General features: G+C 51.8%; 12 protein-coding genes and 3 pseudogenes. 4 read left to right on the forward strand and 11 right to left on the reverse strand.

What is annotated here, in order from left to right:
• Positions 1-21 precede the first annotated feature (21 nt).
• The 4 genes and pseudogenes from VOI23_RS13935 to VOI23_RS13950 all read right to left on the reverse strand — a co-directional run.
• On the reverse strand, positions 22-2586 hold the full coding sequence (locus VOI23_RS13935) for a hypothetical protein (RefSeq protein ID WP_323785510.1): 2565 nt from the start codon (positions 2584-2586) through the stop codon (positions 22-24).
• 223 nt (positions 2587-2809) lie between these two features.
• Positions 2810-3286: pseudogene (locus tag VOI23_RS13940) on the reverse strand (IS5 family transposase); the annotation flags it as partial.
• Positions 3287-3760: 474 nt separating this feature from the next.
• On the reverse strand, positions 3761-4975 hold the full coding sequence (locus tag VOI23_RS13945) for a phage integrase SAM-like domain-containing protein (RefSeq protein ID WP_323785511.1): 1215 nt from the start codon (positions 4973-4975) through the stop codon (positions 3761-3763).
• Positions 4976-5253: 278 nt separating this feature from the next.
• Positions 5254-5738 (reverse strand): annotated as a pseudogene (locus tag VOI23_RS13950) (IS5 family transposase); the annotation flags it as partial.
• 216 nt (positions 5739-5954) lie between these two features.
• Here VOI23_RS13950 and VOI23_RS13955 point away from each other — a divergent pair.
• A complete protein-coding gene (locus tag VOI23_RS13955; RefSeq protein ID WP_323785513.1) occupies positions 5955-9995 on the forward strand; it encodes a hypothetical protein in 4041 nt (1346 codons plus the stop codon).
• Positions 9996-9999: 4 nt separating this feature from the next.
• Here VOI23_RS13955 and VOI23_RS13960 read toward each other — a convergent pair.
• Positions 10000-10133: pseudogene (locus tag VOI23_RS13960) on the reverse strand (transposase); the annotation flags it as partial.
• Positions 10134-10264: 131 nt separating this feature from the next.
• A complete protein-coding gene (locus VOI23_RS13965; protein WP_323785515.1) occupies positions 10265-11437 on the reverse strand; it encodes a peptidoglycan-binding domain-containing protein in 1173 nt (390 codons plus the stop codon).
• A 466-nt stretch (positions 11438-11903) separates the two neighbouring features.
• Here VOI23_RS13965 and VOI23_RS13970 point away from each other — a divergent pair, with 466 nt between their 5' ends.
• The gene (locus tag VOI23_RS13970) at positions 11904-15980 is read left to right on the forward strand and encodes a peptidoglycan-binding protein (RefSeq protein WP_323785516.1); all 4077 of its coding nucleotides are present in this window, start codon (positions 11904-11906) and stop codon (positions 15978-15980) included.
• A gap of 432 nt (positions 15981-16412) precedes the next feature.
• On the opposite strand, the gene VOI23_RS13975 is transcribed toward VOI23_RS13970, so the two are convergent.
• From VOI23_RS13975 to VOI23_RS13990, 4 genes are all read right to left on the reverse strand, one after another.
• Positions 16413-17411 carry an ankyrin repeat domain-containing protein gene (locus VOI23_RS13975; protein ID WP_323785517.1) on the reverse strand — a complete coding sequence of 333 codons (999 nt, stop codon included), beginning with the start codon at positions 17409-17411 and terminating at the stop codon, positions 16413-16415.
• A gap of 186 nt (positions 17412-17597) precedes the next feature.
• Positions 17598-17939: a hypothetical protein gene (locus VOI23_RS13980; RefSeq protein ID WP_323785518.1), complete on the reverse strand. Its 342-nt coding sequence runs from the start codon at positions 17937-17939 to the stop codon at positions 17598-17600.
• Between the two features lie 306 nt (positions 17940-18245).
• Positions 18246-18779: a recombinase family protein gene (locus VOI23_RS13985; protein WP_323785519.1), complete on the reverse strand. Its 534-nt coding sequence runs from the start codon at positions 18777-18779 to the stop codon at positions 18246-18248.
• A gap of 118 nt (positions 18780-18897) precedes the next feature.
• Positions 18898-20592: a hypothetical protein gene (locus VOI23_RS13990; RefSeq protein WP_323785520.1), complete on the reverse strand. Its 1695-nt coding sequence runs from the start codon at positions 20590-20592 to the stop codon at positions 18898-18900.
• An 898-nt stretch (positions 20593-21490) separates the two neighbouring features.
• On the opposite strand from VOI23_RS13990, the gene VOI23_RS13995 reads away from it, so the two are divergent.
• A complete protein-coding gene (locus VOI23_RS13995; RefSeq protein ID WP_323785522.1) occupies positions 21491-22237 on the forward strand; it encodes a hypothetical protein in 747 nt (248 codons plus the stop codon).
• Positions 22238-22289: 52 nt separating this feature from the next.
• Here VOI23_RS13995 and VOI23_RS14000 read toward each other — a convergent pair whose 3' ends face one another.
• The gene (locus VOI23_RS14000; protein ID WP_323785524.1) at positions 22290-22541 is read right to left on the reverse strand and encodes a DUF3768 domain-containing protein; all 252 of its coding nucleotides are present in this window, start codon (positions 22539-22541) and stop codon (positions 22290-22292) included.
• A 187-nt stretch (positions 22542-22728) separates the two neighbouring features.
• On the opposite strand from VOI23_RS14000, the gene VOI23_RS14005 reads away from it, so the two are divergent.
• The gene (locus tag VOI23_RS14005; RefSeq protein ID WP_323785526.1) at positions 22729-23076 is read left to right on the forward strand and encodes a hypothetical protein; all 348 of its coding nucleotides are present in this window, start codon (positions 22729-22731) and stop codon (positions 23074-23076) included.
• Positions 23077-23388 lie beyond the last annotated feature (312 nt).

Consider the following 23388-nt stretch of genomic DNA (forward strand, 5'->3'; position numbering starts at 1 on the left):
TCCGATCTTCGGATTAAGCATTCAGGACATGAGATCAAAGGTGGTCCCCTGGATAACAATGTTGATCTCGGTCTGCGCGGCCCCATCGACCAGCGCCCACATGATCTGGCCGCTTGGGCGGTAGATGATGAAGGCCTCGTCGACACCCGTGTCGCCCGAGCCTGAATCGGCGTAGTTGATCTGGAACTGGCTTTCCGTTGCCGAGGCATTGCCAAAGAGCAACACGTCGCCCTCTGCCGCGTCGTAATCCTGGATCCAGTCCGAGCCATGATCGCGGATGCCCAAGTGATAGAACCAATCCGCCCCGGCGCCGCCGTTCACCCGGTCGAAACCGAAACCCCCATTGATGAAGTCGTTGCCGTCATTTCCATAGATCAGGTCGGACCAGGCCTGCCCGGCCAAAACATCGTCACCCGCCCCGCCGAAAATGGAATCGACGCCGAAGCCGCCCACGATAGTGTCGCTGTCACCGTCGCCGCGTAGCTCGTCGTTTCCATAGCCCCCGTCAATCGAGTCATTCCCGTCACCGCCATAGATCGCATCGCGCAGGTCAGCCTCGGTTTCGCCACCGAAGATCAGATCGTCGCCATCATTGCCGATAAGAGTGTCAGAGCCATCCAAACCATTGAGCGTATCAGCGCCAGAGGCACCTTGCAGCAGGTCATTCCCAGCCGTGCCAGTCTGGTTTGTCCCATTTGAAATAATCGCGACCGGGGCACTGAACACGCTTTCCAATGTCCCGCCCTGATCCATGAAGTAGGCTCTGACGGACAGGTCTGCCCCGTCATCTGCACTCACCACAGTATAGGTCACGCCACGTTGGCCGAGGATAAAGGCCCCATCGCGAAACCATTCAAAAAAGATAAATCCGATTCCGTCAGGATCTGAAATTTCGACATCATATGCTAGCAATGTTTCACCAACACTCGCCGTTGGCGCGTGGCTAATGTTCTGCCCCTGCTCTCCGAGAATTAACGGAGCGCCCTGCACAGGATTATTCACGTTTTCTACAGGTGAGGCGCCCACGCCTAACACGGTTTCCTGATGTCCCAGCCCATCGACATAGCTGACCCGAACACTTATGGACCTGCCTGCATCCTGTGGTGTCAGCGTATAGCTGGCACCTATCGCGCCACTGATGTCATCGCCCTCACGTCTCCATTGGTAACTTAGCTCCCCAAGCCCGTCCGCATCTGACAAACCTGAGGCATCCACGCTAACGGTTTCCCCTTCTCTCAGCGTGCCATTGATGACAACCTCACCGACAACCGGAGAGTTTTCAGGGTCGATTGAGATAACATCAAAGAGTTGACCAACAACATCGGTTGCATCACCGTCCTGTACGGATGTGGTCCAGGTGACCAGTACCCGACCATCTCTCAAACTTGTCACCGCGCTGTCCTGCTGATCGCCCGCGGTGGTCGTATTGATCACAAACTCTGCGCCTATGGCTTCACCGTCAGAACTATAGCGTTGACCGTAAACACCCCAGCCATCGCCATCTTGCCCGTGGGAACTCCAGGCGACTAAGAAACCGCCATCCGCCAAGGCTGTCACAGCAGGGCGGTCTTGATTTCCATAATTCGTTGTATTGACCTGAAACTCGCCAGCGATCGGGCTCCCGTCAGCGCCAAAGAGTTGACCAAAAACACCAAGTGCGTCGCCATCCTGACCATAAGAGCTCCAGACAACAACAAAACCACCGCTGTTCAAAGTCTCGACAACCGGGGTGGACTGTGCGCCGTCGGTATAGGAGTTAATCCGAAATTCATAATTAATTGGCTGGGCGACATCGCGGTAGAGTCTCCCAAAGATGTCCGTGGAATTGCCACCTTGTTCATCGGCGGTCCAAACCACAACAAAGCGGCCGGCGTCCAAAGAGGTGATGGAAGGTTCTGTCCGGATAGTGCCTGCGGAAACACGAGTATCATAAACATACCCACGACCGACAAAGTAATAACCACCGAACGGATCAAAACGTTGATCCCAGATGGCCTGATCGGCTGCAGCAAACGCAACAATAAGCCCACCTCCATTGCCTGTAAGCAGTGTCGCAGCAGCATCTGATCGATTTCCGGTTGCATGTCTGCCGATCTGAAATTCGTCGTGAATTTCATTCGTTGATGTTTCGAAAACTCGCCCGCGTACGGAACCAGCTGTCTCCCAGGTCACAAAAAAATCATCGCCATACGTATGAGTGACGACAGGGGTGACCTGATCACCGCTGGTATTCACGTTGATCATAAATTCGTTGTCAATTGGCCGACCAGTAAGGTCATATCTTTGACCGTAGATTCCACTACCACTGCCATCTTGACCAACAGAACTCCAGGTAACGATAAATCCCCCGTAAAAAAGACCATCAACTGAAGAGTCTGACTGTTGTCCCACAGTGTAAGTATTAACCCGAAATTCTGATCCAGACGCAACAACTGCAACAAAGGTCTCGGAGTCCACGCCGTCAAAAACGACGCCATCTCCAGGCCCGGAACTCGACGGAATAGATGCAGTGTCTGACCTATCCGATCCGGAGCTATCCACCAGCGTCGTATTATTTTTAGAGGACAAAATGAATGTAGCAGGCATGAGAAATCCTCCTAAAAAAATTTACTTAAGTGCTAGGCGCGAGCGGAATGAACCGCCCCAGATTTACCGGAGATGGTTTGGTTCAATAGTTAGGCTGCTTTTTCACCAGAATTCAAATTTTTATAGAAAGCCTCCTCTGCTTCGTTTGGCGTGACGTATCCGATAGCGCGGCTTTGTTGCACAAATCCGTTGTCGGGCGGGCTTCCCCTTTCCCCGGACGGACTTATCCTACGGGCTCTGTGATGGGTATGCCAAGAGCGGTGTAGCGGTTTAGGACCGCGACGCGGACCTGGATTTCCGCGACCTGTCTGTCGAAGTCGCGGGCCATGTGTGACTGACCCAGAAGTTTCACGCAGTTCATCTTGCTCTCGACGCGGCTTCGGCGGTGGTATCCGCTCCATCGTCGCCAGATGGCCCGGCCCAGGTATCGCGATGCGTTGACCGCCTCGTTCCGAGCGATGGCCCTGGCGCTGGTAGGTTTCCACGGCTTGGCGTTCTTGCGCGGCGGGATGACAGCATGGGCATTGCGGGCAGCAATCGCGTCGTGGCATTTGCGCGTGTCATAGGCCCCATCGGCGGTCACTGACTCGATGTCTTGCTCGGGTGGGATTTGGTCGAGCAACTCGGGCAGCATAGGAGCATCTCCAACGTTGCTGGTGGTGACCTCGACGGCTCGCACTTCCAGCGTTTCCTCGGTAACCGCGCCATTGGCACCGCCTGCCTGACGCTGGGGCGATGATCTAAGACACGTGTTTAACTACGTCGTTTGCGACGTGTCTTATGCGGGGTCAGTGATGCGGGGCGAACTTCTTGGGGTGGAGCGGCGGCGATTGTGGCGTGACGAGAACAAGCTCGAGATTGTCACGTTGGTGGGGATCGGTGGGGCGACGGTGACACAGGTGGCGCAGCATCACTCAACCGCAGTGGCCCCATTTTACTCCGGTACCTGGACCCTTTTTGCTCCGGGATTGACAAGAGGCCTGAACTTGCTCAAGGGCCGGTTACGTCCGCTGTGTTGTTCTTTGAAATGGGTGATTGGAAACATGAGCTGTCGCTACGATTTGCTGTATGCGAAACAATCTGAGCGACCTTGGAGCGTGTGCGTGTTCCGAAATGCCCCACACTACTGTTCAAGGTCTTAGCGCGATGTGGGGCCGTCGTTGACAGGTCAGGATCAGTCGTTGCGCTGGAACTCGGCGATGATCTCGGGGGACGGTGCCATTTTGGACAGGTAGTAGCGTTCAAGCATTTCGACACTGGTGCCGGCGTTCTTGGCCAATAGGTTGATGTTCACCTTCGACTTGGAATCCCGTACCCGCTTTTGCAGGGCATAGTGCCGCAGGGAATAGGTCGAGAAACTTTCTTCGAGCTGATCTAGTTTGGCGGCACGCAGAAAGTGAAGGAATATCCGGCTCAAAGCTGTGCGAGCATAGGCTCGGTTGTCATATTCCGCCATGAACACGAACTCGTCAGCGAGGTTTTCTTTGATTTGGCTGATACTTGCATCAGGTGGTGCATTTTCACGCAGGATACTTTTGTAGACCGCAACGGCGAAAGGCATCGTGAAGCTCTCTCGCAAACCTGTTTTGCCTTTGCGAATGACCATCTCGAGGCGGGGTGGATTGGATCTAATTTGAATGTCCCGGTGACGTAGGAAAAACAGCTCGCCCGTGGTCGGCCTGACGAAGGTGTGAACGATGAACCGGAAGATATGCACATGATGTTGGGTTAGAGAGATGCCGCTGACCTTGTCCCCCTGCTTGACGCAAGTATTGGCCGCCCTGATGAACTGTTTGTACTGACTGTCGGTAAAGGCTGTGCGGGGATTGTCTTTGGTCATGATCTTGGGTGGATCAGGAACCCGTTCTATCTGTTCGTCTTCGAATGCCATCCGCATGACAGCACGAAGAACCATGATATGTTTCTTTTTGGTGCTGCCTGAAAGCGGCTTGTCACGCTTGATGTCAAGGTCATGCAAGTAGTCCCGCATCTTGCCAGTGTTGATTGTCTTGATCTGCATGTCCCCAAAAAAGGCAATGAGCCCGTCGTTATGGCGATAGAGCGTGTTGTGATAGTCGATATACTTGCGGGACTTGTTGCCTACGGATGCACGTAGATTGGCGTCGAACCGATCAGCATAGGTCTCGAACCGTGTGGCTTTGGGATTGCGCTCGACGGTGCCAATGGTCGAAAGTGTTTTGTCGGCGAAGTTGATGGCTGCTTGCGTTGCTTCGAGCCGGTCTGTTTCCTTGGTCGATTTGCTGAAATATTTTTGCTGCGATGGAATCCAGACCTTGGCGTACCAGAAGGGGGAGCGGGGTGTTTGGTAGAGGTAGAGACCGCTGCGGACCTGTTTCTGTTTGGTGATGCGGTTAGGGCTTTTGGCCATATGAAGGTGGGTCCAGAAAGTGTGTAACAGTGTGTAACACACTTACACGTCGACGGCTGCCAATCAACATCTGGTTAGAGCATTGTAATTATTGAGAAATTTGTGGAGGCGAGTACCGGAATCGAACCGGTGTACACGGATTTGCAATACGTTCATTTTACGTAAAAACAATTACTTATCCGTAAGTGTATAAAAAAGTGTATAGATTGGCGCGGGCGATAGCGTTGGAAGACTAACGTGTGGATGGGTGAAACCTAGCGCTGATGTAGCCCCCTGGACGCATCGCCGATGTTGTTGCTGGTGATCTCGACGGCCCGAACCTCCAGTGTTTCCGCGTCGATCCCAAGGTGAACCTTGCGCCAGATACGGCGCTTGGGGTCGCCATGCTTGCGGGCGTTCCATTCGCCCTCGCCCTCGCCCTCGCCTTCGGCCTTGATGCCGGTGCTGTCGATCAACAGGTTCAGCGGCCCGCTGGAACCGCGATTCGGAAGGCGCACCTTGAGCATTCTTTGACGGCGATACAGTGTGCTGAAATCCGGCACCGTCCATTCCAGACCGACCAGACGTAGGAGACTTCCCACGAACCCGGCCGTTTGCCGCAACGGAAGACTATATAGAACTTTCAGCGTAAGGCAGGTCTGGATTGCGGCGTCCAGGTCATCCCGGGATCAAACCAGATCGTCAGTGATCCGCGCTGCTTCAGCGTGCTATTGTAAGCCGACCAGTTCGTGGTCTTGTATCTTGTCGGTGCCCAACTGCTCATGACATCCAGCTATCACACTGGATTCACGACATGAATCCCCTCAGCCCATTTGTGCAACAAAGCCTTCTATAAGTAAAAATCCAAGTACGACGGCATGGCATCGTCGGATGCCAAAAAGCTGCGGGCACTGGAAGTGACCTGAGTCCCTTGCTATTTTCCACCATAGGTTTAGACTGATGAGTGCATTTGTAGAGGATATATTTTTTAGGGGTCGTTATGGCGACAGGCTATGCTTTTACTCGATTAAACATGGATGAGCTTACTGCCTGGCATGGTACCGTGCAAAGCTACGATAGCTCTCAGTTTACAGTCGTATCAGGTAACTACCGCGCACAATACACAGGTGCATTTAGCTATGACTTCTACGGAAATGTGTATGGTGAGCTACATGGTTTCTCAATGGATATTGGAGGAACGCCGCAATATTCGATATCCGGCTTAGACGTGGATGCTTATACCGCTTACAGCAACTATGTTTCCAACAATAACCTATCAGCTCTTTTTGAATTGGCGTTGTCCGGAGCGGATAATCTGTTTGGATCGACGGGCTCAGACCTCATTCGAGCTTACGGTGGAAATGATAATCTGCGCGGCGATGCTGGCAATGACACACTTTACGGCGGTCAGGGAACTGATACAGCCGTCTTCAGCGGAAACTCGTCCTCTGCTGTCTTTGATGTCATCAGCGGTGGTGTCAGCGTTTCCAGTTCTGACGGAGTAGACTACCTGTATGACATTGAAAGGGTAAGATTTTCTGACGGCATTTTTGCCATTGAGGAATTTGTCGGTAGTTCTCATCCCGAGCCATCCATCAGTACGGGCAATCTGTTCATCACTTCAAGTACGGGCTGGGAAACCGGAGCCGGTAGCACGCAGACAGCGAATACTAATGCCACCGTCTACCTCGGCCATGCCGGTGGCAACAATCGCATGCTGCGCGTGGAAGGTGGAAGCGTTTCGGTTGACACCAATCGGGCCCAGTTTTCCGGCGTCACTGTTTATTCCGAACTGGCATCACTGGGATCGCCATTGTTCACTGGTGACTTCACACTCGACCTGCAGACGCTGAGCACAACGTCGTTCTCGGAAGATGTGTCGAATATTGATTTCGGCTTCGCCAATATCATGGAAATCGATTTTTCCAGTCTGACCATTAACCAGACCGAAGTTGCAATGAGCGCCGGCGTCTCGTTCCCGAATAGTTTCTGGAACCTCTCTACCTCAGATAGCCTGTTGTCCTTTACGCTGACCGATACCACCATCGTCCCGAGGTTTGGCACCATAGGGACCACGCGGTTGGCCTCAGCAGATCCGTTCGAGCTTGACCTGCCCAGTTCGCTAGAACGCTACGATCTGGAATTCAGCGATCTGTCCTTCTCCTATGACTACGCCTCGGATAGCCTGTATTTCGGAGGGCGAGCGGCTCTGTCCATCGATCTGCTCGGCAGCACCCGCCAGGTCGAGATTGACCTGGCCGGCAATCCTGGGCCGACCCCCTTCGATCCGGGCGACCGATTTCTGAGATTTTCCGGCATAGGCGATGGTACCAGCGGTTTCGAATGGGATATCGTCAGTGAAATGACCTATTCCATCGATGCCGAAACCGATGGTTATGGCACCAGCAGCCTGTTCGCGCCGAGTTGGGGGCTTAGAAGCCTATCCATCGAGCTGGACACAATTGCCAACCGGTTTGCCGGAAGTGTTGCAGTCGAGCTTCCATTCCTGAACGGCTTTGAAATCGAAGGCTCCGTTGAATTTTTCTGGGATCCCTTCGAGCTCGACGCCTTTTCCTTCGACGTGGATGGTCTGAATACCCCGATTTTCAATACGGGAGCTTTCCTGCAAGGATTTACCGGCGACGTATCCGGGCTAGCCACAGCGCTTTCCTCGGATCCTGTCACTTATACGGGTAGCGCAACCGCTTCACTCGGTCCCCGCGGAAGCGAGTTGTTGTTCGGGACGTTGGACGGCTCCTACAGTGATCGCAGCCTTGACGTGCTGGCTGATATTTCTGCAACTGGGCGATATCTGCTGCCAGATAGCGTTGTTTCCGCGCTTGAAGCCGGACAATCGACCGGGAACAGGCTGGTGACGGTCCTGAACGACTGGATGGATGTCGATCTTCAGGACATCCTTGACTATGAAATTCTCGGCTTCGACGGATCACTGTCATTCGATATTGGTGCAGGGGAGTTTGAATTCGATGGTCAGATCGACATTCTAGGTGGATTGATTTCCCTGCATACTCAAATTGAGGCAAACCGCGATTTCGACTTCATGTTGCGGAGTACAACCGCATTGACCTGGCCAGAGCGGATTCCACTGGTCGGCGGCAGTCAAATAGCGGGAGTTGACTTTATGGTTGACTTCAGCAACGACGGCAATCTGAGCAATGACTTCGCCGCCTTCTGGACAGGAGCTTCGATCGACCTCGGTGTCATAAGCGGATCTGTTAGCATCGGTTTCCAGATTGCCTTTGACGGTGACTTCGAAATTCTAGGCGCACGGGAAATCCAGGAACTCAATTCGAACCGGGAGACGATGGCTTCCGATCCGAACCCGGAGATAATGGCTTCCGCTCCGAACGCCTTTACCAGCGCCTTCAGCGGTTGGGCCCTGACAGGCAGTATGGATCTCGTTCTGCTGACAGCACAATGGTCAAATGCGGTCTCGGATGCCTCCCTTGTCCTGATCGGACCAGACGGGAGCCAATACGATGAAACCGACATCGCTTCGCTGAGCTTCGCCCAGGTGATCGATGTTTGGAGCGATGGGACCTCCCGTTCGATCATTCTTGATCCTCCGGAGGCCGGAAACTGGTCCTTGCGTGTCGAAAGCGCGACCGATCTCACCAACTTATCCTTCAATGCACTGGAGACCGCGAACCCAGCCTCGGTTGAAATCACCAATGCGCAAGCTGACTCTTCAACCGGAATCCTAGGCGTGGATGTCGACGTTTCTGGTCTGACCGGTGCTTCCCAATTGAATCTGTACCTTGCAAGCGATCCGTCCGGGGCCAATGCACAGCCGATCCTTCTGGAACAACAAATCGCTCAGAGTGGGCAATTCCATTTCGATGTTGATGTGACCGATATCCCGCCGGGACAATTCCATGTCGTTGCGATGGTTGGCGGGAACGGAATTATTCCGGCAATCGATGAATTCGCAACGCCCATCTCGTTTGCGGGCGGTGTGGACATTACCGTTTCGATCGATGAAGGTCTTCATGGGGAAGACGGGCGGCAAGTTTTTACTTTCACTGTAGAAAATATCAACAGCCGCACCAGCCAAGCCGCAACGCTAACGATAGCAATTGCCGAGGGCGCGCAGCTTCTTTCAAACGGGATCGGAACATTCGATGCGGCAGAGAACGAGCTGACGATTGATCTGGGCATACTCGCATCTGGGGCCTCTTCCGCGTTTGCGCTGGAGTTTGGGATCCCAGACACTCTCGACGGAGGCACAGTCGAGGCACAGGTCAGTTCGGACGATTTCGACCTGGATAGTTCGAACGACTCGCAAAGCTTTGCACTCGGAACCGCAGAAGTCCGGCAAGAAGCCTCTCCAGCAGCGCCCACCGAATTCGCCGATGTTATTCTGGCAACGGATTTTGGGGATAATGCGAATGGACTTGCCGGGGATGACACGCTGAGAGGTGGGGATAATCCGGATACGCTGATCGGGGGTAACGGGGATGACATCATCTTTGGCGGCGAGACAGCGGCCGACCTGCGCGACAACGTCTATGGCGGTAACGGCAATGATTCCATCGATGGCGGCTATGGAAATGACGAACTGCGTGGTGACGCCGACAACGACACCATCGTCGGCGGCTACGGTGTCGATACCATCGTCGGCGGCACCGGCGACGACCAACTGACTGGCCAAGCCTGGTCGGACCTGGTCTTTGGCGGAGATGGCGCCGACTTCGTGAACGGCGGTTTCGGCCATGACCGGGTGAACGGCGGTGACGGTGCCGACAGGTTCTTCCATATCGGCATCTTCGATCATGGCTCGGACTGGATTCAGGACTATTCAGCCAGTGAAGGTGATGTGCTGGTCTTTGGTGGATCAGGCACACCCGATCAGTTCCAGATCAATTTCGTGGAAACAGCCAATGCAGGCGAGGCCGGTGTTGAAGAGGCTTTCGTGATTTACCGCCCGACCGGTCAGATCCTCTGGGCGCTGGTCGACGGCGGTGCGCAAACAGAAATCAACCTGATGATTGGCGGTGCCGAATACGATCTCTTGGCCTGACCACAAACTTAGCCTTCCAGGCGTAGAAGGTGCCTTCCGACATCCGTGCTTGCGGCACAGATCGGCACACTTCGCGCCCGCCTCATGCTCCGTCAGAATCCCGATGATCTGCTCTTCTGTGTATCTCGATCGTTTCATTGTCCGTCCCTTCGTTGGGTCGGACTCTAATCCCAGATGGAGGAAAAACCCCGTGGCAGGTCATAGCCATTCTGGTCCTCCGTTTTCCTAAACATAACGGCGGACCACTTCTGTGGGGAAAGATCAGCGCGTCATCTAGATTTCGCCGCGTAAAATGAACACCCGTTTGTATCATGGCCGCTCATCACAAGTTTCTGATCGGCAAAGGTTCCGCGGAATTGCACTCGGCCTACCAACAACCCCCAATTTATTTCGCCAGTCATTCGGCGGCCTATTAGTTTTCCAGAAAACCTCCCATTCATACCTTGGGAGTTACGGGCGCGACCTGAATAGAGATTCCCTCTTGAATACCTAATAGAAAGCGACCCAGTGATTTTCATCCTCCCAAGTCGACTTTTGGAGTTGCAACTTGTCGTGAAACGCCACGCCCCTGAAATATTGTACGGACCAATCGGCATGGGCGGCGGCGGGTTGTATGTTTGCTCATTTTCAGGATCTGAAAGCCAGATTTTTAGACCAGGCTGCGATTGAGCTTTCAGAGCTGCCAGTTGTTCTTCATTCAGGTATCCGTTGGCATTAATGTCCCGTGAAACCTGCCATTTTTTAACTGCGCTACGGACACCTCTGCCAATGAGTCCGTCAATCCCGTTAGGGTCATAACCCAAGACCAAGAGCCTTGCCTGAATGTCACGTATGGCCTGCTTGTCCAGAGCCATATCAGATTCTGTTGCCGACGTTGCAGGAGAAAGTTGTGTGCTGTTCGGAGGCGCTCCGTGACTTGAAGTGATTTGATTGGTATTCGAGACAGAGGCTTCTGCTACAGCCGTTTCAGTTGACGGCTGCACGGCAGTCTCTGAACGCAGGGTTCGGGCCAGATCGGTTGAAATGGTAATCCCATCTTTAGAAACTTTTACCTCGAAGCGACTACCGGTTTGATTTACCGGATAGGGTGCGCATCTGTCGATTGCTCCGACTGCGGAGAGGAATAACTTCCGTGCAGATGAATTAGGATTTTCTGGTGCGACCAGTTCCGGGATACCGGAAACCCGACCATCAGGGCCTAAATTCACCCCTATCAACAGTTGCTGGTCCGCTGGCTCGTCTAGCGCAGCTGCGATACAGTCATCTGGGTCGGGCACAGCCGGTGTTTCGCCGACTTTAAAGATCTGCGTATCGCTATTCTGTCCCGAGCTCTCTACAGCCGAATTTTCGAGTTGTTGCGAAAACAAGGAAAGGTCAACGCCATCAATAGTGTCCTGAAGAATGATTCCGACAGCTAAATCCGACTCTGGATACTGTTCCAAGATTTGGTCGAAGAGGTACTTCATCCGTTTGAGGTCGGAAGAGCTGGTACCAGGGCCGGCATAAATTGCCTTGGCATCCGCGAAAAGGGCCTCTGCGCTGTTCTGCGCTTCGGCTGGAATTGATCCTAGCAGAATTATGCTGAGCGCGGCGGCCGTAGACCGACACTGTCTGAACGAGCAGACATGACCGGGGGACGAGGGTTTCCTGGTTAGTCGTGGAATCCAACGGATCATCATTTTCCCCAATAAAACCGATATATATATGCTCGCATTTTTCGGTACAAAACTTGACAAGTCAATCAGGGTTGTTGAACCCTAATCTAGACACTTAGTGCAGGAATTCGTTTTGCGAATGATAGGCTTAGCAAGTATTCGGTTTTTCCGGTGCTACGCGGTGGCCGTCTTATGGCCAACTTACCACAATTGGCTCTGTCGCACTCCGGTTGTCATGCGATGGAGATATTTGATGATAGGTAAGCTTTTTCACCTAAGATTCTTGGCTATTGTGGCTTTGACGTTCTTGATCACAATCTCAGATCCATTTTCCATTTTGGGAGAACGTTGCGTTACGGCGCAGACGTATTCATCACCATCCCCCTCTCAGGAAGAGGCTATAATCAATTATTTGAAGGCTGTCTGGACGGTTGGTGATGCGGCGCGTGAGTTCGACAATGACCTCGGGAACATTCGAGACGGCGGCTTCCTTGGACTTGGATCCGAACTGCATGCAGATGTTTGGTGGAGGGTATTTGGCACTCTGCTAACGATGGTTGAAGTAGCCGACCAAGTTCACGAAGAAGAATATGCCGACGCAGCGAGAACGCTCGGGAAATTCATCACGCTGGATGTCCTGTCACAGAGCAGGGCCGCAGAGCAGATACTGGGTTTCGAAGCTTATGCCTCGCTTGCGGCCTTGCCGATTGATTGGGCGTTGAACTCCTTTGCGCGTCTCGTCGACCAAACTGGATTCGAGAACCAACTCAAAGCGTACCGGATTGCTCGTGATGAATTTGGAATTTCCCATGAGCAGCTGGCCGCCGGAAAAGACGTTCAGGGTTCTGGAACTGCATATTTTGGTGATGCCGGTTGGTTCTTTGGTCTGGATGGCACTTTTTCGGATGGTAGCTCCGGTTTCCGGCGCATTCCTCCGTTTGGCGGCGCCTCACTTTCGGTCGAGCGGGATGCAGCTTTTGAAATGTTTCGTCTGATTTACGAAATTGAGAAAGACCCATTTGCCTATCGGAGTGCACAACGCGAGGCGGTTTTGGCATTCCAGACAGAACTCGAAAGGTCTTCAGCAGAAATTGAGGTGCGAATAAGCAACTCCGATCATGCGGAATCAGGGATAGTCGCTACTGATAACTCGATGGAGACTTCCGCCCAGTGGCCACTCGATGAAAGGGATGGGCCGCAGGTGACCATTGCGTCGGCGCAATCCAGTGAAGAAGAATATACTGCCGCGGCAAACGAGCTGTTTGTAAACGCTGTTCGTTTGTATCTGGACGCACCGGTTGGGCCGCCTGAGAAAAGAGCCGAAGTTCTGCTTCAGGTTCGCCAGATGTTTGATCAAGTAACCGTCGGCTTTCCAAGGAGCGGTGTAGCGAGCCGGATTAACACCCAGAACATTCCTGGCGTTGATTTCACAACGCTTCCGCCTGTCGGCTGGAACCAGGCAAAGTGGGCCTTAGCGCGGGATTTGCTTGCAGACTATGAGGGCGATCTCAACACAATGAACCGAGTAGCCAATGCTGCTCCTTTCGCGCTGATGGCTTCTGTCACCTATGGAAGCGATGAAGCCCTCGATAAACTCGCTCAAACTGGCTGGGTGCAGATATCTCTACAGCCCGAGAATGCCGTGTTGCCTTTTATCGGTGATGCGACCGCTTCTCTGTTCGAAAAAGGTGGGCTGTCAGTTCTAGCCTTTCGCGGTTCTACAACAAAAGGTGATTGGGTCACAAATACACTTGGATCGGTTATCCCCACACCTCTTCTATCCGAGCAAATCATGGATGCGGTGAAAATTACGCGAGAAGTTTTGAAAGAACGTCCGAACCTCATCCTAACAGGCCATTCACTTGGAGGACGTCTCGCACAGGCCAGCCGTATGGCGGTCGGAAAGCCTGCGTATGTATTTGATTCTGCCCCTGTCGGATCAAGAGAGCTCGCCCAATTCGGCCTCGCGAATTTAGTGTTGAACCAAGACGTTCCTCTCGAAAGATTTCGTAGTCCACAAGACCAACTGAGCGGTGTTTTTCCGGCAATCGATATGGAAGTGCGCAACATTGTAGAGACGCGGATTATTGACCTGTTTAGTCTTTCAACCACTGCAAAATACCTCCACAACGTAGACGTTTTGGCCCGCGCTATGGACGAAGTCCGCGTGGCTCGTGAACTGGGCTGGCTGGCAGCGTATGCCAACAATCAAAGTTTCGAAAATACTGTGAATGGCCACAATGGGGGAGCTGGAAATCCTTATTCCTCACCAGGGCAGGTCGAGCAAGGCGACGACCCAACTGAAGCTTACTCAGGTGAGTGGGGCCCAGGGATAGTTGCTGACACCGCCATAGAGCTGGGCCATGGACCGTGTCGAGGTCATTCTGACAAACGCACCTGTCTCAGAGAGTATGGGCTTTCTGAAGAAGCCATCAGTTTTGCTCTCGACCCGGTTCATGGTGCCAATGTTGGTGAAGTTTTTGCGATAAACTTTATGGAAACCGGCGCAATCGACCTAGCGCATGTTGAATTCATTGGGGCCTCTGACCACCATTGGCCTATCTTACTTAATGGATCCCTGAAACTACTCGCGCCTGGAGGTACGACCAACCTTGCTGCGGTATTTACTGATCCCACAAGCAAAAAAAAGCTGAGAGAATTTCCTAAAGCAACAAGCCGTACAACAGCGGCACGTTCTCACCGCTTGCTGAGCGACGGGACACAAAGGTTTGTCTTAGTGGAATTGGTGGTTGATGGTTGCCGGGCATGCCCCATTGTCGGAAGTGCCGTGACATTTTTGGAGATCGGCCCAAAAACAGGTGGAGTCTTGCAACGTAGACCAGTTGGCTTGTTCCTAGATCCTGTGAACGCTAGTTTAGACACATCGCAAGGATATCCTCGTCAGAGATCGCCCGGTTCGGAAAGTCTGATTGCCAGACCTGCCAATTTACAGGCCTCACTAAATTTTTTGGGCTACAATGCTGGCGAGATGGATGGCTATCCAGGCCCTCAAACCAGAACCGCTCTAATGGAATTCCAGGTGGATTTTTGTCTTCCGCCAACAGGGCAACCTGATGCGGCTACGGTTGATGCGCTCGCAAACGCTGATGGCTTCTTTGCACCTTGTGCCGGGGCTCAGTTGCCAGAGGGGGTGGCTGCAAACACGCCCTTGATTTCAGGTGTCTATGTTGATGAACCGTCAAAATGTGAGTTTCAAAGCTTGCCGTATGAAACTGTTTTTGAGAGTCAGATTTTGGTGCGCGGCTCAACTTTCATGCACGGATATGAAGGCTCTTGTTCAACTGTCCGGACTGACATTCGAGATGGAGTCACACTTTTCCGCGGGAATTGCCAAGTGGGAAATCAAAGCGACCCAGGAAGCTGGCGCATCAATGTCCTAACAAATGAACGCTTCATTGAATTGGATAGAATGAACCCTGTTTCCCGGTTGCCCGACAAAACGTTCACTCGTTGCAGCAATGAAAGTCTTTTGCACCGAACGCGATTTGAAGGGAGCGTTGCAGAGAGTGGTTCTGAAGCCATTGGTGAAAGAATTGAAACTGCAGCGACAGCCGTAAGGGGGCTGTCTTCCGAGAACACAGTAAATGTTGGGCCTCGACCGCTTAACCAACTGTCCTGGGAAGAGTACATGGCGTATAGTGCTTCTCAAGGCGTGACAGATACAGGATTTGAGCAGGTCTTACAGCTTTCGCAAGCAGGTGATCAATTTGAGGCCAGAGCGGAGCGTCGAAATATTATTGCGGACTTTCGAGGTCAAGCGGAAGTCATAGGTAGAGATATTAAGAGCCAAGGTTTTTTCTTTTCTCAACTGGTTCCGATTCCGGAATATGATTTTCACATGAAGGCCTTTTACTTTTGTATGCCAAGCTACTTCAATCTCAAGCCTCCTAGTTCTGTGAGCAGCAAACTTGAACCTCGGACAGTTCAAATTCGTCTCAGAACTTGGATTGGAAAGAAATCGTACAAGAACCTAACCAGGTACGGAACTTTTCGTTGCAAAATGAAGCCCAATATCCACTCCACACGTTCTATGGAGATTGCATTCTCGGATAGCATACCGGTTCACTTTGAGAGCGAAGCCTATGCGGAGAGAATTCATTTCTTAATGAAGGCGCTGCCAGCGGGAAAAATTGAAACGCGGGTAATCTGTAATGGTCTGGAGAACGCTAACTCGAATCAAATCATCGGATTTTGCCGCGTTAAAGCGGTGGAAATTGGTCGCAATGCAGACGGAACGCCATGGTTTCGGTACGACTGGACCGAGCAGAAGGAATTGGTTTTGACCGCGCATCCAAACCCTTCTCCGTGAGGAAAAGTCTGATGAACGTTCGGGAGGAAGGTTTCACTGGAGACCACAAGGTTGTCGCTTCACGCATTGTGGTAAAGAGATAAAGGCCAAGAGATTTCCTACGGTCTAATGCCTTCGTCCAGACAGGCGGTTACCGTTGGTTCCAGAATGCGCTCGACTATCAAGCGATACCTAGACGAAATCGTTTGAGCAATTTGAGGGCTCCGCGAACGGCGCGCTAGCCCAAACCGAAACCCATGATTATCAAAATCAAATCCGCAGGCTCTCGTTATGAACGAGGAACCAGCGGGGGCAGGTCAAGATCTAGTGGTCGATCAGATCGGATTCTTCTTTAGGGAGCAGTTGGAAAGCAGTCGCGCCGTTCGAGGGAATACGGGTTATGTTGGCCGTGAAGCGGCGATAGGTCATGGGAGAGCGCGGAAACCATTCAAATCAGAATTGAGAGTCGTGCAGGTGCCACCAGACTCGCTGCACGTTAGGGGGTAAACCCCCTGCCTTAACAAGGCCTTCAACATAATGCCACGGCGGGTTCCCCTGCGCATCTTTTATCGAGCCGTCCGCTCCCTCGGCGAGCAATGCTTCGGTCACGAGTGGAAGCCGGAGGCTCGCGGCAAAGTGCAGTGCGGTGAAACCCATGTTGACGGCACTGTTCACATCAGCCCCCTCGGCGACGAAAAGGCCTACCATTTTGGCGGCTCTTTCGTCCCGCCTAACATCTTGCCGGACAAGATGGTGCAAAGGAGTTTGTCCTTTATCGGTCTCTGCATTGGCGTCAGCTCCAGCTTCGAGGAGAACTTCGGCTACCGATTGGTTGACGTGACTGGCTGCCACATGAAGCGGGGTCACGCCACTTTCCTCGAAGCCGCCATTCGAGCGGGCCGAAACAGACAATCCGAGTTCCAGAAGGGTTTGAGTTACCTCCGGATAGTTATATTTCGCTGCCATGTGCAGCGCGGTTGTTCCCCCCGGAAGGCGTTCGAATGGGTTCGCGCCAGCTTGCACGAGCATAAGAATGGACTGGGCTTGTCCCTCCAACGCGATCCAGGGGAGTGATACTGTGTCGACCTTGGGATCAGCGCCGGCCTCCAGCAAGTATGCAACTCGAATAGGTGCGTCTTCGCGCATACTTTTCGCGGCGTGATGGAGGGCAGAGCGCTTCTTGTGCGTGGCATGTGGTGTGCCGCCAGCATCAAGCAACAAGGGCAATACCCCACCATCCCGAACAGTCCCGGCTGCGAGCCACACAGGCAGTCCATCGTTGACGTTCGGATCGCGCCCTGCATTCAGGCAGGAGGCGACTTGTTCAGCACTCACACGTCGCCAATTTTTGGCAGCTCCACCCCAAAACTCGCAATCGGGCTCTGCGCGAGCAGGGAAGGCAGCCACGCATAGAGCGCATGCCCAAAGAATACTTTTCAATAACTGTGTCATCACTCGCCGTCCAAGCAGAACTTCATTTCGGCCTCAAATCCTCGCAACATATAGCAGGAAGCAGTAATATTGTTGTCGGCCTAACTGACATCTCACAAAACTGGTGTTGGGGGCGCTCCGATGGCTGGAGTAAACTATCTTTTCACGTCGACTGGCCGGACGTCTGCACTGAGGCCACTTTCTATCCTAAGCTTGCTTTTTCTTTCCAACGAACATCGCGGCAATTGGAAAAGCCAATAATGCTAGGGAAAAATATCGCAGTATGGGAAATCCTCCACCATAATTTGTCCCCTGTGTTCCTACTTGTGCAGATGCAGCAGCTTCAAGCCATAGAGACGGCGTAAAAAAGAGGAATGAGAAGGCAGAAATGATTACGGTTGCAATCGCGAAGCCTCTATCGCCCAAGAATGCCCCGAGCGCGGAAATCCCAAGGGCGAGCCATCCAATAAACAACCCCACCACGGGCGTAACTAGCCCTACAAGGGCCACTAAAAGGCCTGCAAGACCAATTCCAGACACGAACTTCATTTGCTATTCCTTCAAATATTTTCTATCTAAGGCAATTTTTCCATTGGAAAACTGAACCACTTGTCGGAACAGCATGAATGAAAAAAAATGTAAACACGAATAATATTCCGCAATCTAGAACCAACGTCAGGCAGACTGTCAATGGAAACTGATATTAAACATGATCTGAGCCCAATTTTCCTTCACTTCGCGGCGAGTCCTTGTACGACCTTACGCAGCCATTCTGGTCCTCCGTATTCCTAAACATAACAGCCGATTACTTCAGTGGGGAAGGGTGGAAGCAAATTAGTGTGTTGGCTGATGGTGTCAGTCCAAATTCCGATAGACGCTCATCCTGCTAATGTTGAGGGTTCTGGCGATCTGAGCAATGGGCATACCGCTGTCTTTGAGCCGCTTGACAGCTTGGGGATCAATGGAGCGTTTCCGACCCTTGTATGCGCCACGGGCCTTGGCTTTGGCGATCCCTTCGGCTTGCCGCTTCTTGATGATCGAGCGTTCGAACTCGGCAAAGGCTCCCATCATATGCAGTTGAAAGCGGCTCATGGGATCGTCGGATTTGTTCGAGAACAGAAGGCGTTCATGAATGAACTCGACCTCAACACCTTTGGCGTTCAATTCCTCGACGATGTTTTGCAGATCGCGCAGGTCACGGGCCAATCGGTCAATGCTGTGGATCACGACATGGTCGCCGTCACGCACAAAGGCAATTAGTTCGGCAAGGGCAGGGCGATCCCGTGTTGCCCCGCTGACTTTCTCCTCGAAGATCTTTTCGACACCGGATAAATCCTGCCGATCCAGATTTTGCTCTTCTGTACTGACTCGCCGATAGCCCACTTTCATGCCTGACCCCTGTAACATTAGATACTAGAGTATACAAAGTCAGTGTCACATTAACAAGAAATCAATCTATTCGTTACATCTCTGAGATGTAACTTGGCGATGTAACATCAGGTTTACTCTAATTTGATACCTGCACCTGAGGCTCGGGTCCTATCACGGGTGGTCGGGGGCATGCAGTCACTAGTTGACCTCGACCGAGCGATGGGCGGCCAAGGCTCGGGCGCACTCTTTTCCGAATTGCGCCAGCTCTATGAGCTCCGGCTCTATTTGCCGTATGAGGTCTGTGACGGATGGCTGTGCTGCGTGAGGATCCTGAAGTGGTTCTTGGCCCGGTGCGGTGATTGAGCTGGCAGAATTCGATGGATGCATTTGGTCTCCTATTCTGTTTGGGGTGATTTTCCTTGTGGGGGAGCTGTTCGGCGTTTTCGACCGTGATGTGAATCGTGGTGTTGAACATGCTGGTCCAAACATCGGCCATGATCTGGTGAAGGGTGTCTTGGTGTCGCTTTTGGACAATGAACCCGTCATGGATGGGCAAAACCACGATATCTTTGTCCAAGCATGTTTGGATGATCTGGCGGGCAATCTCGGCGTCTTGTCGAAACAAGCTCATGCCGTGATCTTTGAATGTGACCTCCCTCAGAAATGGATGCTTATCGAAGATCGTGTCGAACAGTCGGTCGAGAAAAGCATTGCTGAAGCTCAGGCTGGCATAGCGCTGCGGCTGATCGCTTTTTAGCCCGCGCATTGCGGACATGGCTTTCTTGCGTGACGAGGTGTTGACGGCGATGACTACGGCTTTTTTGACCAATGCGCGATTTGCCTGATGGGAAAGCTTTGGCGATATCAGAATATCATACGGGTCAGACGCAAGCTGAATACCTTGGAGGCTGGCAGCAATATTCAAAATCTGCGCCGAATAGTCGAGTTCGACCGTTTCATGATCGTCGATGCGGATGAGCTGGCGCAGCCTGCTCGGAATGGATTGCCAGAAGGCACCGTGCTTGCGGCCATAGACAAGGACCCCATCGGATTGCCGATGAAAGACCGCATAGAGTTGGGTTCGCTGCACATTGTGCTGATGTGGATTGCCATTTTGGTCTTCGACCGTGATGTAGTTGGCCTGGCAGCCCGCGAGGTTGATGTGATGGTGCCGAATGGTTGCGTTATACAAGTCGAGCGTCTCGCGCTCCTTGATTATTTCAGGGTCGTTTTCGAAGGGGGCTGTAGAGACTGGGATTTTGGTGTTTCGATCTTTTACCACGACGGTTGGGTGGTTGATCGCGTCTTCTGAGATATTTGGTGGTAGTTGACAAAGCCTGTGAAGTAGCTTGCAGGTGGCACGAATGCGCGTTTTTCGCCTTCGGCCGGTTTTACGGTCCCAAAACCCGATGTCTATTTCGATCAGCTTTGCCGCCGAGAGAGCTCGGATGATCTTGAGGATGTCGCCGGATATCCCATGGACATTGAGAGGATTGGTCTTTTGACTGGCATAGGGCTTGAGATCCATCGCAAGTCGGACGTAGCAGTCGGGGTCGATGCGCATGGCGCGATACAAGTGCCACAGGACGGAAAGCAAGTTGGTTTTGAGGCGGGTTTGGGCAGATTGAATGGCGCCGGGCTGTCTGGCTTTGATCAATGAGCCAATGCTCGCCTGTTCGAATAGCTCGTTGTTGAGTTGGTTTAGCTCGGGTGATGTGGTGGCCAGCGATGCGATATCGAAGGCAATGCACGCCTCTCGATTCTGCGTGCGCTCCCAATCGAAGTCGGGGAAGTAGGCGGCTTGCCGAAAGGCGGTAGCAATATCTAACATGTGTATTCTCCTGAAATGTACCTGTGCTTGAAATGTTGATCTCTGCCGGACTCGTGGCGTGGTTGGATCGGCGATTGGGCCGACCCGACCATTTCAAACACGAGGTCTGTGGAGACCTACGTTTTACTTATATGTGGCAGTCCGGCTGAATCGTGGAATCTGCGAAAAAATTGGGGTCTCGGGATCAAGATTTTTAGAAGTTATGGAGGGCACGATAGTGAACGAAAGCAGCACAAATGGCCGTTGAAGATGAACGAATGAAAGAAAAATATGATCCGGGTCGAAGCGAAGCGCAGACACGGCTTCGAGCTGAAGGCGTGAAGCAACAGGAACTACTTTGATGGTAAGAATGGTTCGGGCAAGCCCGAAGGCCAGCGAGCTGGCCTGATACTGGATAAATCCTAATGGTTGAAGGGGAATGATCCGATGCCGAAGTGAAGCGCAGGCTGAGGTTTGAGACGAAGGATCGAATGCAAGTGTTGGCGATCAACGAGTAGATCATGCAGTCAGGCACCATAACGGAGAGCTTTATTGCCGCACTTGTGGATGTATTGGTCTTGGAATTTCGGGAATGAATGCGTGATGAATTTCTCAATCACTGAAAGAGAAATTATTTGAGTAGAAATTCAAAAAGAATTGATATTTTCTATTGACGGGCGGCCTCCTATTCGTTATCAATGTTACTCGGGTTTGAAGTTGATTCTTTTACTCTCTTCTTCCTGACTTTTTTCACAAAAAAGACACTGCTTGTATCGTGTAAGCCGTAGGTAAGCTGCAAGAAATATGTCAGTGATAAGGCTGTCTTAAACAAGGTTTGTGCTCGCACAAGTCAATTGTTTGCTGTGTCTTGTTTGTGAATAACAACTAATATGAAACAATATTCAAAGGAAAAATAAACATGACAAAAAACATAATTTTAAGTGAAATAAATGGCGCAAAGCTAATGGCTCAAGCCACAACACATATGTTAGCATCAGACAGAAAAGGCATGGCAACAACAAGGGCCTACTTTTTAACTGTTCCAGTACTTCCAGGTTCAGATATGGCGTCCGTAGCTAAGGCTATAGAAATTGCGATAAGAAAAAGTTTTGCTTTCTCTGGTGAAAAATCCAGCACCAAAAAAGAAGCGTCAATAGGCCTAATAACTTGCCCAGACTATTTGGGCACACGATCACATTTTCACTTAGACACTCTTGAGTATCGTGACTACCCGCATTTTCACTTAATTTTGTTCCTGCCGAGGTGGCTAGCAGCAACGTCTTCTAGGGAAGAAAGAGAAATAAATAAATCTGTTCAAGACTGTCTATGCCGTATCAGTGAAGTAAAGGCTGCTGTGAGCAATTGCGGCGAGTTAGATTCGGTCTATATGCAGCGAATTTACCAAAGCAAAAGGTCTATATTTTACACGATAGACTATTCTGTTAAGGCAAGCAAAAAGATGGCAGATTTTGTGCAAAGTGGCGAATATCGCATTTTTCCCTACTACGCAAATATTCAAAAGAATCCATATAATATTGACGAAATAGACTCAAAAGTTAAAAAAATTGCTTCGAAATTTTTGTTATCTTCTCCAAAAGTTCAGTTCCCACCTTCTTTGGGAAAAGATAATGACAAAAAACAGCTGTGGCTGTCAAATAACCTATAAAGTGCAAAGGCCGGCAATTTGCCGGCCTGCCCCTACAAATGTTCGCTGAAGTTCAGTACTCCTCGGCTAGCATGATGGTAAGCACCCGTGCCGTGATGGTCGGGTCGGATGGGTCCAGCGAACTCATGGTCAAATCCAGGTCAAAATAGTCAAACTTCCAGAAAATCGTATGGCCGTTGAACCGGAACGAACCGAAATCATGCTCTCCGAACGGGTCGTTGGCGGGTGTGAAATCGTGGTAGTGGCGGACTTGGTCGAGAATGCTTGGCAGGTCGGGTAACTCTTGTAACCCCTTGGTGATCATAACTCGGCAGTCTTCGAAATTTCGGCGAGCGGTGTCGTTGAGATCTTGAATACACTGCGTTCGACAATGATCCATAACGTGATCTGATCCTCCGTACACGGCTAAATATTGTATATATATAAGTATAGGAACAAATGCAGAACAACATATTTCTGCGACGCAGCAAAGGGAAATGGAGGAGGTGCCAATGCTGACTTTCAAAGAGCATGTTGAGCGACAGAAACAACTCACCGAAGGCTTGGTGCGAACTGGCTTGATCGCTAAGAAAACAGCCGATGCGAGTGCCGAGGGTAAACAGGCTAGGAGACAGTTTCGAGCGGCAACAGGCGCGCTCGAACGACCAGTGGATGGCGGCGACGAAGACGCACGTATGGAGCGGCTTGAGAAGTCTATGGCCAATATCGCCGCTGGACTCGATCATCAAACCAATCAGATTACCCATAGCACTTCAGCGAATGCGGTGGGGCATCTCCTTCGGGACAAGCTGTTGAAGGACATCATGAAGCGCTTGGCCAAAACTGGGGGTAGGAAATGATCAGATACGACAAATCGTTCAAGGGTGTTTTGGTCAATTTCGACGTTTCAGTTCTCGGAAAGCTTGATCAGTACAAGGGGCCCGACAAAAGCCGCACCCGTCTGATCCATGAGGCCGTGGAATTTTATGTGGCGCATCTGGAGGCTACCAATACGCGTAAGTCTGTGTGGGAGTGCCAGTTGACTAAGCGCCGGTAGGTCTTCCGTTTCGCGGGAGACAGGACTAAGGCCGACGAGGCCAACGCTATTGAATGAGATGGAAGGATGGGCGGAAAGCAGAAGTTTGCTGCAGGTGCATAGGACACACTTTGAA

It is taken from the genome of Thalassovita sp., assembly GCF_034670005.1.
GTDB lineage: Bacteria > Pseudomonadota > Alphaproteobacteria > Rhodobacterales > Rhodobacteraceae > Thalassobius.